This is a genomic window from Sphingobacterium faecale, assembly GCF_016746095.1.
GTDB classification, from domain to species: domain Bacteria; phylum Bacteroidota; class Bacteroidia; order Sphingobacteriales; family Sphingobacteriaceae; genus Sphingobacterium; species Sphingobacterium faecale.
The window spans coordinates 130,833-144,099 of the sequence record NZ_JAERTY010000009.1 but is presented as its reverse complement, the minus strand read 5'-3'; the positions used below and the strand labels follow the sequence as shown (position 1 = coordinate 144,099).

At 41.9% G+C, this 13,267-nt stretch carries 11 protein-coding genes; 10 read left to right on the top strand and 1 reads right to left on the bottom strand.

The window, feature by feature from the left end; all coding sequences use genetic code 11:
- Positions 1-21: 21 nt before the first annotated feature.
- The 9 genes from JKG61_RS16380 (at position 22) to JKG61_RS16340 (ending at position 10,046) form a co-directional block, all read left to right on the top strand.
- Complete coding sequence (locus tag JKG61_RS16380; protein ID WP_202104030.1) at positions 22-381, top strand: four helix bundle protein; 360 nt, start codon at positions 22-24, stop codon at positions 379-381.
- A complete protein-coding gene (wecB, locus tag JKG61_RS16375; RefSeq protein ID WP_237249517.1) occupies positions 374-1,555 on the top strand; it encodes a non-hydrolyzing UDP-N-acetylglucosamine 2-epimerase in 1,182 nt (393 codons plus the stop codon). The genes JKG61_RS16380 and wecB overlap by 8 nt, the downstream gene beginning before the upstream one ends.
- A gap of 2 nt (positions 1,556-1,557) precedes the next feature.
- Positions 1,558-2,811, top strand: coding sequence for a glycosyltransferase family 4 protein (locus tag JKG61_RS16370; RefSeq protein ID WP_202104029.1), 1,254 nt, complete (start codon positions 1,558-1,560; stop codon positions 2,809-2,811).
- Positions 2,811-3,722, top strand: coding sequence for an NAD-dependent epimerase/dehydratase family protein (locus tag JKG61_RS16365; protein ID WP_202104028.1), 912 nt, complete (start codon positions 2,811-2,813; stop codon positions 3,720-3,722). The genes JKG61_RS16370 and JKG61_RS16365 overlap by 1 nt, the downstream gene beginning before the upstream one ends.
- Before the next feature lie 93 nt (positions 3,723-3,815).
- Positions 3,816-4,772 (top strand): MraY family glycosyltransferase, encoded by a 957-nt coding sequence (locus JKG61_RS16360; protein WP_202104027.1) that lies wholly within the window; start codon positions 3,816-3,818, stop codon positions 4,770-4,772.
- 128 nt (positions 4,773-4,900) lie between these two features.
- Complete coding sequence (locus tag JKG61_RS16355; protein WP_202104026.1) at positions 4,901-5,668, top strand: polysaccharide biosynthesis/export family protein; 768 nt, start codon at positions 4,901-4,903, stop codon at positions 5,666-5,668.
- A 2-nt stretch (positions 5,669-5,670) separates the two neighbouring features.
- Positions 5,671-8,070, top strand: a complete 2,400-nt coding sequence (locus JKG61_RS16350) for a GumC family protein (RefSeq protein ID WP_202104025.1) — start codon at positions 5,671-5,673, stop codon at positions 8,068-8,070.
- A gap of 263 nt (positions 8,071-8,333) precedes the next feature.
- Positions 8,334-9,128 (top strand): tyrosine-protein phosphatase, encoded by a 795-nt coding sequence (locus JKG61_RS16345; protein ID WP_237249516.1) that lies wholly within the window; start codon positions 8,334-8,336, stop codon positions 9,126-9,128.
- Between the two features lie 468 nt (positions 9,129-9,596).
- Positions 9,597-10,046, top strand: coding sequence for a WxcM-like domain-containing protein (locus JKG61_RS16340; RefSeq protein WP_202104024.1), 450 nt, complete (start codon positions 9,597-9,599; stop codon positions 10,044-10,046).
- Between the two features lie 314 nt (positions 10,047-10,360).
- On the opposite strand, the gene JKG61_RS16335 is transcribed toward JKG61_RS16340, so the two are convergent.
- Complete coding sequence (locus tag JKG61_RS16335; protein WP_202104023.1) at positions 10,361-10,999, bottom strand: HdeD family acid-resistance protein; 639 nt, start codon at positions 10,997-10,999, stop codon at positions 10,361-10,363.
- 317 nt (positions 11,000-11,316) lie between these two features.
- Here JKG61_RS16335 and JKG61_RS16330 point away from each other — a divergent pair, with 317 nt between their 5' ends.
- The gene (locus JKG61_RS16330; protein ID WP_202104022.1) at positions 11,317-13,260 is read left to right on the top strand and encodes a polysaccharide biosynthesis protein; all 1,944 of its coding nucleotides are present in this window, start codon (positions 11,317-11,319) and stop codon (positions 13,258-13,260) included.
- The last annotated feature ends 7 nt before the right edge of the window (positions 13,261-13,267 follow it).

Here is a 13,267-nt window from a genome sequence, read left to right as displayed (position 1 = left end):
ATTTGTAATTGGTGATTAGAAATGAAAACACATAAAAACTTAGATTCTTGGAAATTTAGTGTGGATTTAGTAACAATCATTTACCAATTAACAAGTGCTTTTCCGAAAGAAGAGGTGTTTGGTTTAACGAACCAGATGAGAAGAGCTTCAGTTTCTATTCCCAGTAATATAGCTGAGGGTGCTGCAAGACATTCGAAAAAGGAATTTATACAATTTTTGTATATAGCGTTAGGTAGTCAACAAGAATTAGATACACAGCTACTGATTGCAAAAAATCTCAAATTTATCCTTGATGAGGATTTTGATAGATTGGAGAACGAAATCCAAACAATAGGTAAGTTGTTAAATGGATTAATAAAATATTTAAAAGGAAATGATTAGTAATACACAACAAATAACAGGAAACCAATCACCAATAACCAGATTGAAAGTAATGACGGTGGTTGGTACCCGTCCAGAAATAATACGATTATCACGCGTGTTGTCAGCTCTTGATGCTTCCGAAGCGGTTGAACATATTATCGTCCATACCGGACAAAATTACGATTACGAGTTAAATCAGATTTTCTTTGAGGATCTAGGGTTACGTAAGCCAGACTATTTCTTAGAGGCAGCCGGTAAAACAGCTACAGAAACGGTTGGTAACATCTTAATCAAAATAGACCCTCTGTTGGAAGAGTTGAAACCGGATGCTTTCTTAGTATTGGGAGATACAAACTCTTGTCTTTGTGCTATTCCTGCTAAAAAACGTCATATCCCTATTTTCCACATGGAAGCAGGCAATCGATGTTTTGATCAGCGTGTACCGGAAGAAACAAACCGTAAGATTGTAGATCATACTTCGGATATCAACCTGACCTATTCCGATATAGCAAGAGAGTATTTATTGCGGGAAGGTCTTCCTGCAGATCGTATTATCAAAACAGGATCTCCTATGTACGAGGTGCTAACGCATTACCTGCCGCAGATTGAAGCTTCCAATGTCTTGGAGAAACTGAACTTAAAAAAAGGTGAATTTTATGTGGTATCTGCACATCGGGAGGAAAATATCAATTCCGAAAAGAACTTTAGAGGTTTAATGACTTCATTAAATGCGATTGCTGAAAAGTATCAGTACCCAATTATCGTATCGACGCACCCACGGACAAAAAACATGATCGACAAGATGCAAATTGAAATGCGTCCTGAAGTACAATTCTTAAAGCCGTTAGGATTCCATGATTATAATGCCCTGCAGAAGCATTCTTATGCGGTGCTGTCTGATTCGGGAACAATATCAGAAGAGTCCTCGATCCTAAGTTTTAGAGCTTTAAATATCCGCCAAGCACATGAGCGGCCAGAGGCTATGGAAGAAGCGTCGGTTATGATGGTGGGCTTATCACCAGAGCGTATCATGCAAGGTTTGGTACAGGTACTGCAACAGGAAGTGGGAGAATCCAGAAATTTCCGGCCTGTTGCCGATTATTCTATGCCGAATGTATCGGCGAAAGTGGTGCGGATAATTATTTCTTATACCGATTACATTAAAAGAACCGTTTGGTCGGAAGAGATTTAATAATGATCAAAAAAAAGAAGATTCTAATTCATAGTATTGTTTTCAGTCCGGATGGAGTGTCTACAGCTTACTTGTATAACGATATTGCAAAAGGGTTTAAAGGTATTGGTTATGAGGTTGTTGTTTTGACCACTACACCCCATTATAATGTGGTTAAAGAGGAACTCGAAAAGCAACCCATATCTAAAAGGTGGGGTGGTTTATTTGGAGAAAGTAATTATGAAGGCATTCGGGTTTTACATGTGCCACAGAAGAAATTTAAGTCTTCTTTGCTTCGTATGCTTGGTTTTGTGTACTGGCATATGGTGTCTTTATTATTAGGTCTCCGTGAAAAGAATATTGATGTAATATTATCACCCTCTCCACCATTGACAATTGGATTTATTAATTTAATTATTGGAAAGATTAAGAAATCAAAAGTCGTTTATAACGTCCAGGAGATTTATCCCGATTTTTTAATAGAACAAGGTGGTCTTCAATCAAAATTTATAATTAATGTATTGAAATGGTTGGAGCAATTTGTATACAATCAATCAGATGCGGTGACAACCATTGATGACGTTTTCTATACAACAATAATGGATAGATTTCATAATAAAGCTAAATTGCATGTTATCCCTAACTTTGTAGATACGGAGTTGTATAGGCCATTGTCCACGAACGTGAATTTGGATTCATCGTTATTTATAAACAACGATCATATTAAGTTGATGTATGCCGGAAATATCGGACATGCACAAGATTGGGAGCCATTGTTGCAGACAGCGGTACTGCTCAAAGATGAGCCGTTTGATTTTTATGTAGTCGGCGAGGGAGTGATGAAAGGTTATGTACAGCAAAAAGTACAAGAGTTTGGATTAAGTAACGTTCATATTCTACCTTATCAGCGAAGGGAGTTAATGCCTGAATTATTAGCTTTTGCGGATCTACAGTATATTTTTATGTCCAAGGAAATGGAGAAACATGGGTTCCCTTCAAAAGTGTATACGATAATGGCATGTAGTAAGCCATTGTTGGTATGTTCGGGTGAAGGAACGCCTATTATCAATTTTTTGAAACATCAAGGGTGTTCTAAATTGGTAACCACTATTATTTTTCAGGATAAGGTCAGTGAGCTCGTGAACTTTTTAAAGGGAATTACAAAAGAGGAACTTAAGGCCATGGGGGCAAATGGACTGCAAGAGATTAATAAAAACTATTCTAAAGAAGTCGTGGTAAAGAAATATATTTCCTTAATAGATAGCTTAGTTAATTGATGAAGATTATTATAACAGGAGCGTCTGGTTTTGTTGGACAGAATTTACAGCGACATCTAGAGGGTAGAAAACACGGTACCCAACAACTATCCTTACGTCAGGAAAATTGGACTGATCATATGGAAAAAGAGGGGCTTGCCATTGTGCATTTAGCAGGAAAAGCCCATGACACGTCGAATACTTCTGCAGACGACGAATACTTTAAAGTAAATAAGGATTTAACGATTAAATTATATAAAGAGTTTCTAAAATCCAATATCCGAGATTTCTTTTATTTCTCTTCCGTGAAGGCCGTAGCGGATACGGTAAATGGCGTATTAGACGAAGCTATTGTTGGTACACCCCTAACTCCTTATGGTAAATCGAAGCTGGAAGCTGAACGGTATTTGTTAAGTCAGACTTTACCAAAAGGCAAACGTCTCTTTATAGTGCGTCCGTCCATGATTCATGGTCCAGGTAATAAAGGGAACCTGAATCTATTATATAAAGTAGTGGAAGGGGGGATTCCTTGGCCGTTGGCCTCTTTTTATAACCTACGTTCTTTTCTAAGCATTGATAACCTTAATTTTCTTGTTGAGGGAATGATTGGCAGTGAGGAGCTGCCTTCTGGTGTGTATAATTTTGCGGATGATGAGGCTTTGTCTACCAACGAGCTAGTGGCTTTAATTTCTGAGACATTAGGGAAGAAGCCAAAACTATGGTCTATACCGGCAGGTATGATAAGGATGGTGGTGAAAATTGGAGATATCTTGCCGTTACCGCTTAATTCGGAACGACTAAAGAAGTTGACAGAGTCGTATGTAGTGTCCAATGAGAAGATAAAGAAGGGACTGGGGATAGAGAAATTGCCGCTGACAGCAAAAGAAGGTTTGGAGAAGACGATAAGGAGTTTTGAAAAAGGATTAAATTGACAACAAAAGCTGAAACCTTTTCATTCGAAAAGTTTCTAGGCTTTCTTTTGTCAAATTTGAATCCTTTAGGAGTTAATTGGAAGTAAAGAGAAAATGATATACGCATTAGTTTTTGTAGTTCTGTTTGTACTGGAGCTACTTTATTTTAAGATAGCGGATCGCTTTAACATTATCGATAAGCCGAATGAGCGATCATCGCATACCACGATAACACTACGTGGTGGTGGAATTATTTTCTATTTCGGGGCTCTGGCATTTTTTATCCTCTCGGGATTCCAGTGTCCTTGGTTTTTCTTGGGGCTGACACTAATGACCGTAGTGAGTTTTGCTGATGATGTGATGACCTTGTCGAATAAGGTGCGTCTTTTGATCCACTTTGCTTCGGTGCTGCTCATGGCTTATGAGCTTAACCTCTTTGACATGCCTTGGTATTTTCTGCTGCTCGCGTTCATAATTGTAGTCGGCGTCATCAATGCCTACAACTTTATGGATGGTATCAATGGGATCACGGCCTGTTATAGTTTGGCTGTGGGAGGGTTATTGCTTTGGATGAGTCACTCTATTGATTTCATCAATCCGGATTTGCTGATCTATACCTTATTATCGGTATTGGTTTTTGCGTTTTTTAACTTCCGGACAAAGGCAAAGTGTTTTGCTGGTGATGTAGGCTCTGTTGCGATTGCTTTTATCTTGCTTTTCGCGTTGGTAGCATTGATTATTAAAACACAGAATCTGATTTATATCTTATTCTTGGCGGTCTATGGCATAGATGCCATATGGACTATCATAAGGCGCTTGTCTAAAGGAGAGAATATCTTTAAAGCGCACCGTTCTCACCTCTATCAATACCTCGCTAATGAGGCGGGTGTTAATAAACTATTGGTTTCATTTCTGTATGCTGCCGTGCAGTTCTTGATTGGCGTATTGGTTATTCGGATGGCACAAGAAAATTTAAATATGCAGGTGTTTTTCGCTGTTGGGCTCTTATCGGGAATGTCGCTATGCTATCTGCTAGGAAAGAAGTACCTGATTAAGAAATATGTGAATTAAATAAAAACATACCAAAGGCATAAAGGAATCTGTATTTGTGTTTTATTATTACTATTAATATTTTACTTTTGTGGTTGGTTGATGAAAAATTGGAGTGATTTTTGCCTTTACGACTTAAAATTATTTGCATGAATAAAATTTACCTTGCTTTCGTATTATTACTGCTATTTGCTTCCTGTGCTTCGCGCAAGAATATTGCCTATCTGCAGCCTTCGCACCTCGAATTGGAGAAGACCTATCTGCAATATGCGCCAAAAATACAACAGGAGGATTTATTGACTATTACGGTATCGGCAGCTGATATAAAGGCAACAATGCCTTTTAATCAGCAGAATGTCTATCAAGCTGCGGCAGGTACGGCTACAGATATGGCGTTTAAACCTACGTATCTAGTCGATGCGAAAGGTGAAATAGAATTTCCAGTTTTGGGAAAAGTGAAAGTAGGAGGATTAAGTCGGGTCGAGGCTACGGAGCTATTACGTTCTCAGTTAAAAAAATATATCGTCGAGCCTGGTGTGAATCTAACATTTGCGAATTTTAAGGTTACGGTATTAGGCGAGGTGGCCAAGCCCGGAACCTACACCTTGCCGCAGGAGCGTGTCACCGTATTAGAAGCATTGGGATTAGCTGGAGATATGACGATAAAAGGCCTGCGGAACAATGTCTTATTGATAAGAGAAAAGAATGGAGAAAAGAAAATGGAACGGTTGAACCTTCTGTCCGATTCTATACTGAACTCACCCTATTATTACCTAGCCCAAAATGATGTGATCTATGTGGAGCCAAATGGCTCACAGGTACGAAACTCGAACCTCGGTCAGAATACGAATGTATGGATCTCGGTGAGTTCGATCATCATTTCGATTTTAACTCTAGTTGTAACCAGTAGAAGATAAGAATGACCGATAACCTAAAAAAATATAAAGCTGCTGAGGCAGAGGAGCAAGAGATTGACCTGAAGCAATTGGTCGAACAATATGCCTATTATTGGAAATGGTTTGTTGTTTCGATGATACTAGCCGTGCTAGCCGCATTTCTGTATTTGCGCTACAGTACCGCAGAATATAAGGTCGATGCCAAGATTCTGCTGGAAAAGGAGGATAAGGCAGGAGGCGAATTGTCTGGACTGGCCGAATTATCAAGTTTGACGGGTGGTTCGGGACAGTCGGCCTTTGTGATCGACCAGATCGAAGTTATTAAATCGCGCCGCATACTGCGTAAAGTAATCGAGCAGCACAACTTACAGAATAGTTATTTTGTAAAAGGAAATATTAAGGAGACGGAAGTGCTCCTTAAGAACTCGCCCATTAAGGTGCTGGCTACGAATATTAAAAATCTTCAGAAGACAGGGGATTTTACATTGAAGATACTAGACCATACCACTTTTTCCTTAATCGAGAAAGACGGACTAGACCAAGGCAAAGGAGAGTTCGGAAAGGCTGTCACTACTAATTTTGGTGAGATTATTATTACCCCTAATGTAGACTTTTCCAAGTCTATCGGGCATACGGTAAAAGTGATTATGCAATCCGTAGATAAAACAGTAGATGGATTGCAAAAGGCGCTCCAGATCAATCCTAGCGCAGAGAAGCAGTCTTATATTGTTTCCTTCTCTATGACTGGGCCGATCAAAGAAAAATCAGAGCTTATTATCAATAGCCTCATCGAGCGGTATAATAATGATGTGTCTGATGACAAGAATAAGGTTACTGCGGCGACATCCAAATTTATCTCCGCCCGATTGGAGTTGATTTCGAAAGATCTGGATTCTGCGGACCAAAAGGTAAGAGACTTTAAGTCCAACAATAACCTGACCGATCTGATGGCGGAGGCGGAGCTGAATCTCAAAACCATGTCGGAAGCGGACAAAGATGTGCTCGAAAAACGGACCCAACTGCAACTGGCCGATTATATGAAGGAATCGATCAAATCGAATTCGGATCTGCAGCTGTTGCCATCTAATGTGGGATTGCAGGACTTGTCCATTGAGAGATCGTTGATCGAATATAATAAGATGGTGCTAGAGAGGGAGGATATGTTGAAAAGTTCAACCGCAGATAACCCTGTCGTGAAGAACCTGACGGAGAATATCCGCTCGATGAACCGGAACTTGATGACATCGCTGGACAACTACCAGTCGGTATTGAAACTGTCACTGAATAGTGCCCAAACCAAGAAGAATCAGCTACAGAGTCGTATCTCGGCAGTGCCCCGTCAGGAGCTCGGCTTTAAGGATATTAGCCGGCAGCAGCAGATCGTGGAGTCTATCTATCTTTTCTTGTTGCAAAAGCGGGAGGAGAACGAAATTAAAGCTGCAGCGAGGCCGGATATCCTGAAAGTGATTGATTCAGCTTATGGATCGGATATACCTGTAGCGCCCAAAAGAATGATTATTCTGTTGGGTGCGCTGATTGCTGGGGTTCTCCTTCCTTTTGTAGCTCTATATATCAAGTTCTTGTTGGATAATAAGGTGCAGTCCCGTAAGGATATTGAAGCGGTACTGTCAGCGCCAATTCTCGGAGAGGTACCCACCTCACCGGATCCGATTGTACGCGATAATGACCGCTCTTCGCTGGCAGAGGCTTTCCGTATCCTGCGGACGAATATTTCCTTTATGCTGGGTGCCAAGAAGGATTCGGCAGTGATCTTTATAACCTCTACGACATCGGGTGAAGGAAAATCCTTTGTATCGACGAACTTGGCGCGTATCCTGTCCATGTCGGGCAAGAAGGTATTGCTCGTAGGAGCAGATATACGTTCGCCTAAGGTATTGGATTATCTGGGGCTGTCACATCTACAGCATACCAATGTGGGGATCACGCAGTACTTGATCAATCCGGATATGGATATTGATAATATTATTATTAAACAGCCGGATAATTACCGCTTTGATATTATCTACTCTGGCTATATTGCGCCTAATCCGGCGGAGTTGCTGATGAACGGGCATTTCGATGATATTATAAAGTACGGACAGGAGCACTACGACTATGTACTGGTGGATACAGCTCCGGTGAGCTTGGTCACGGATACCTTATTGATTGCACATAATGCGGACCTGACGGTCTATGTGTCGCGGGCCAATTATCTGGATAAACGCTTGCTCAATGTACCAAAAGAACTTTATGCCGATGGTAAATTGAAAAATATGGCTATAGTAGTGAATGACGTCGACTTTGCCAAAGGCTACGGCTATGGTTATGGCTACGGTTATGGCTATGGCGATATGGGTAATAAGCCCTTGAGAGCCCGATTGCTGTCTAAAGTAAAAGGCTTGTTCGGTAAGAAATCGATATAGCTATTCCTAACTATATATATAGAAGCACTGCCCTGAAGGCGGTGCTTTTTTTGTATAGTAAAAATGATGCAATTTTGATTGAATATTAAGGGAATGTTAATTACCTTTGCGCAATCTAATATTGTATTGTGGTGGTGTGGCATGGGGTTTGTTACAGATCCGCTGAAAAATGTAAGATTCATTTTTTAGATCTATCATTGTAGCGAAAAAACAAAGTATTACGTTTTGATGTTATAATCATAAACTTATTTTTATAGGATATAATGGGAATTTTTTCAAATCTATTCGGTAAGGCTCAACGCGAAACTAAAGTAAGGACACTTGGTAAACTGGCTTTTCTAGAAGTGGATATGCACAATCATCTGTTGCCCGGTATCGATGATGGTAGTCAGTCTGTAGAACAATCTATGGCATTGATTAAAGGTTTGCATGGTATAGGCTTTGAAAAATTTATCTGTACGCCTCATATTATGGAAGGGGTACATCCCAATACGAAATCGACTATAGGTGCTGCGCAGCAGTTGCTGAATAAGGAATTGCGTGCTGTAAATAGCAAGGTGGAAATATTTGCGGCTGCAGAGCATATGATCGACGAGGGATTAGAAGCCTTGCTAAAGAAGGATAATCTCTGTGTAATGCCGGGAGGCTATGTGCTGATCGAAATGTCTTATCTTTCGGAATCCAAGGCCTTGTTTCAAACTATATTGGATATCCAAAATCTAGGCTATAAGCCGATATTGGCCCACCCCGAGCGCTATAATTACTACCACTATAACTTTGATATGTATAAGCGGATCAAAGATGCGGGCTGTCTACTACAATTGAATCTGCTGTCGATAAGCCGCTACTACGGTACGGAGGTAAAGGTCGCGGCACTGACCATGATTAAATCGGGAATGTATGATTTTGTTGGTACGGATACGCATCATGAGAAGCATTTGGCCGCCCTACAGGAGGTGGTGGCAAAATATCCGGTCCGGGATCTCTTAAAAACCTGTCCGGTAAAAAATCCAAGTCTATTGGATCACATGCAGGGTAATACTATAGCTGTGGGGTAGTGGGCAGTATTCAGTGATCAGTAGTCAGTATTCAGTGGACAGTGTATAGGGAGTTAGTAGTCAGTGTATAGGGATTAGTCGGGCAGTGAATAAGTAGTCAGTAATCAGTGGACAGGGATTAGTAGTCCGTGATTATAGCTTTCTTGGGCAGATTTGCAAATCCGCAGATTCGCGATCAGTAGCCTTCAGATTCTGTGGGCTATTTTTTGTGCTCCTTATAGACCTAGATATAACAAGGAAAAGAATAGACCGGCGGCAATAATAAATAAGCCGAAGGCCAGAGCAAAGACACGGGCCTCATTGGGCAGGGTTCTGAATATTAAGGTAAACCTGTTCATAGTAATTTCAAATAAAATAGGTAAAATGTAGAGAATATACTGCAATATCCTTGCCAAACTTTTAAAAAGCAAGAATGGCAAGAAAAATAGTATCTTTATAAGCTAAATAGGGAAACAAAATTAACTAGAAATGATAGGTAGTATTCAAGGAGGCATAGCTTCGGACCATAGGGGAGCCATTCGTTTTGTCAATGATTTTGACATGACACCGATCAAAAGATTTTATATTATACAGAATAAGGACACTGAACTGGTCCGTGGATGGCGTGCCCATCGCATCGAACAGCGCTGGTTCTATGTGTTGTCGGGTGCTTTTACTTTGGATACGGTGAAGATCGATGATTGGGCAAATGCTTCTCCGGATTTAAGGATAGAAAGGCGTGTCATCAAGGCTGAGGATAAGCAGGTGATCCATGTGCCCGTGGGCTACGGTACAGCGTTCCAGGCTATGGAGGAGGGATCGGAGCTGTTGGTATTTGCAGATTATGGGATAGAGCATGCGCCCCACGATGATTATACCTGGCCGTCGGATTTTTTTGTGAAGAGGGAGGGAAGTGAATCAGTAGTCAGTGATCAGTAGTCAGGGGGCAGTGATCAGTAGTCAGTGGATAGTGATTAATTGACAGTTATTGTAGCTTTCTTGGGCAGATTTGCAAATCCGCAGATTCGCCATTAGTAGGGAGTAGTCAGGGGGCAGTGATCAGTAGTCAGGGAATCAGTAGTCAGTGTGTTAGTGATTAATTGACAGTTATTATAGCTTTCTTGGGCAGATTTGCAAATCCGCAGATTCGCGATTAGTAGTCAGTGGGCAATAGTAGTCGGGGATCGGTGGGATATTATGGAAAAGGTCAGCAAGTGGTTAAATAAACTTGCTGACCTTTTTTAATGGAAGAATCAGTCTGTCCTGTGGTTATAGAATTCGTCTTTTAGGCTCTGGTATTTGGCTTTCCATTCCTCAGACATCGCGGAGGTTTTGTTTTTGATCCCTTTGAGCTGGAAGGCTAAGAAACAGGCCGAAAATCCGATGGCGATAATAGCCATACCGGTCCAGATAACTAAGGATAGCCCGGCAAAAGCAGGATTCCATAATAGGATAAAGCTAAAGATCAGGCCCAATACGGCCCATACGGTGATCCACCCCCAGTTCTTGCTACCGTAGCTCTTGAGATCAAACGAAAACGCCATGAGCTGTATGGACCGGAACAGCACGTAAAAACCTACAATAAAAGTTAGAGAGATAGCTGATACCGCCGGATTGCTCCATAGCAGGATGCCGAATAGGGTGTACAGTATACCACCGGTGAGGTACCAGCCCCAGCCCTCGATCTCGTCCTTGTTCTGTATAGCAAAGATGATTTCTAAAAGACCGGAAACAATAAATGACCAGGAGAAAAGAAGTGTCAGTGCTATAAAAGAGGCGACAGGGGTAGTGATGGTGTAGAAGCCCAAAAGGATAAGGAGGATCCCAATGAGGAGTGGAATGTACCAATGTTTGACAGAATTACGGATGGTTTTGAAAAATGAATGTTGCATAATAAAAATATTTAAGGTTATTCGATTTTGTTTTTCTGAAGCGATACCGCGCCTTTCTCCTATAAACAAATTCTATGCCTATAGGTTTTAATTAAATGATCTCGCTCTTTAATACATGGATTTGATGCAAAAACGATTGAATATTTTGTATATCTTGCCTGTTATTCTGCACAGCTAATAAACGTGTACCCGCTTTTTGGTACTCTTTTTGTCTAAGTGTACCATATTAATCGAGAGTGTAGAAAAATTAACCGGAGAGATAGCTCATGGCTTTTTTAGGCTGTAGATGGGATTAATATTTAGTAGGTAATGTATACATGGTGAACATTTGGAGAGAAGGATTACGGATGGATAAGCCGCGTTGGCTAATTCTGTTGGTCGATCTGGTACTGATGTCTGGAGCGTTTGCCTTCAGTTTTGTACTTATTTTTAAGGAGCGTAATGGTCTGGAATTGCCGGATATGGGTGGGGGACAGCTCGACCGGTTGCTCGGGCAGCTGGCTATAGTGGGATCGATCTATCTATTGTGTTTCTGGATATTTCAGACGTATAGGAGTGTTATCCGGCGTACGGGCCTGCGGGATATACAACAGTTGGCTATAGCCATTGGAGTTGCTTTTGCACTGTCGGTACTGGTATCGCATCTTATCCATTGGAAAATTGAGTATTTACCCTATTTCAGAAGTATTATTCCTTTCTCGGATACCCAATTGCTTTTCCATGCCTTTGTCACGGGGTTCTCCATGTCCTTTGCACGTGTACTCTACCGGGCGCTGTACCACGAACTATTATGGAACCGCAAGGACAACCGTATACCGGTCATCTTGTTCGGTGCGGGCAATATGGGGAATACCACTTTTCATTTTATACAATCGACCTCAAGGAATAAATACCGTATAGTCGCTATAATGGACGATAATCCAACAAGGATAGGTAAACGTATCCAGGGATTTAAAGTGCATGATGTGGCTCGGTTGAATAAAGATTTTGTGCAGCAGTACGGCAATCCACACGAGCTGATCATTGCTACGGATAAGCATACTCCCGAGCGTCTGCAGCGGGTAGTAAAGCTGGCGGAGCCGATTCCGCTGATCGTAAAAATAATCCCTGATTCGGCGAGATTGCTCGCCGGTGAGGTGGCTACGCGGCAGATCCGTAGCCTGCGTATCGAGGATCTGCTGGGCAGAAAGGCAATCGATCTGGACAACCCGGCTATACAGGAGGAGATGCGCAACAAGGTGGTGTTAGTCACGGGTGGTGCGGGATCTATAGGGTCTGAATTGGTGCGGCAAATAGCGGCGACAGACTGTAGGCAGCTTATTGTGCTGGATCAGGCAGAATCAGCCCTCTATGAAATACAGCAGGAGATACTGGGGTATCGCAATCCTATGCGTTTTAGATGTGTCGTAGGAAATGTCCGGAATGAGGCCTTTATGCAACGGGTTTTTGAAAAATACAAGCCTGAGTATGTCTTTCATGCCGCGGCGTATAAGCATGTCCCGCTCATGGAGGAAAACCCCTATGAGGCCGTAATGACCAATGTATGGGGGTCCTGTAATGTGGCGTGTCTGGCGGATAAGTACGGGGTAGAGAAATTTGTGATGGTGTCGACGGATAAGGCCGTAAACCCAACCAATGTAATGGGTGCAACCAAACGGGTGGCCGAGATAATCGTCTCCTGTATTAATAAAGAATCAAAAACCAGCTATATCGTGACCCGCTTTGGAAATGTACTGGGCTCCAACGGTTCGGTCATTCCGCTGTTTGAGAAGCAGATGGCTAAGGGCGGTCCATTGACTATTACGCACCCAGATATCACGCGTTATTTCATGACGATACCCGAAGCCTGTCAGCTGGTGCAGGAGGCTGGGGTAATGGGCAGAGGCGGGGAGGTATTTGTCTTTGATATGGGGCAGCCGGTGAAGATCATGGATCTGGCTATACAGATGATACAGCTCAAAGGCTACAGCTATCCGGAGGATATCGGGATCGACATCGTGGGATTGCGGCCGGGAGAAAAGAAATTTGAGGAGCTGCTGGCCAATGACGAGAATACGGAAAAGACGCACCATGAAAAAATCATGATCGCTAAGGTCAGTCCGCAGGATATGCTGGTGAAGAAGGCCAAAATCGAAGAGCTGTGTGACTTAGTAAAGAGCGCTGACCCCGAAGATCATAAAATGGAACTGGTGCGCCTGATAAAAGAAATAGTGCCGGAGTATAAGTCGCAGAACTCGGTCTTTGAGAAGTTGGATAGCTAGGCTTTGA

What these genes read in the sequence shown, in the direction of transcription:
- JKG61_RS16340 (WP_202104024.1), top strand. Translation starts at nt 9,597, where the DNA reads ATGATAGGTAGTATTCAAGGAGGCATAGCTTCGGACCATAGGGGAGCC.
- JKG61_RS16355 (WP_202104026.1), top strand. Translation starts at nt 4,901, where the DNA reads ATGAATAAAATTTACCTTGCTTTCGTATTATTACTGCTATTTGCTTCC.
- JKG61_RS16335 (WP_202104023.1), bottom strand. Translation starts at nt 10,999, where the DNA reads ATGCAACATTCATTTTTCAAAACCATCCGTAATTCTGTCAAACATTGG.
- JKG61_RS16345 (WP_237249516.1), top strand. Translation starts at nt 8,334, where the DNA reads ATGGGAATTTTTTCAAATCTATTCGGTAAGGCTCAACGCGAAACTAAA.
- JKG61_RS16380 (WP_202104030.1), top strand. Translation starts at nt 22, where the DNA reads ATGAAAACACATAAAAACTTAGATTCTTGGAAATTTAGTGTGGATTTA.
- JKG61_RS16370 (WP_202104029.1), top strand. Translation starts at nt 1,558, where the DNA reads ATGATCAAAAAAAAGAAGATTCTAATTCATAGTATTGTTTTCAGTCCG.
- wecB (WP_237249517.1), top strand. Translation starts at nt 374, where the DNA reads ATGATTAGTAATACACAACAAATAACAGGAAACCAATCACCAATAACC.
- JKG61_RS16365 (WP_202104028.1), top strand. Translation starts at nt 2,811, where the DNA reads ATGAAGATTATTATAACAGGAGCGTCTGGTTTTGTTGGACAGAATTTA.
- JKG61_RS16350 (WP_202104025.1), top strand. Translation starts at nt 5,671, where the DNA reads ATGACCGATAACCTAAAAAAATATAAAGCTGCTGAGGCAGAGGAGCAA.
- JKG61_RS16360 (WP_202104027.1), top strand. Translation starts at nt 3,816, where the DNA reads ATGATATACGCATTAGTTTTTGTAGTTCTGTTTGTACTGGAGCTACTT.
- JKG61_RS16330 (WP_202104022.1), top strand. Translation starts at nt 11,317, where the DNA reads ATGGTGAACATTTGGAGAGAAGGATTACGGATGGATAAGCCGCGTTGG.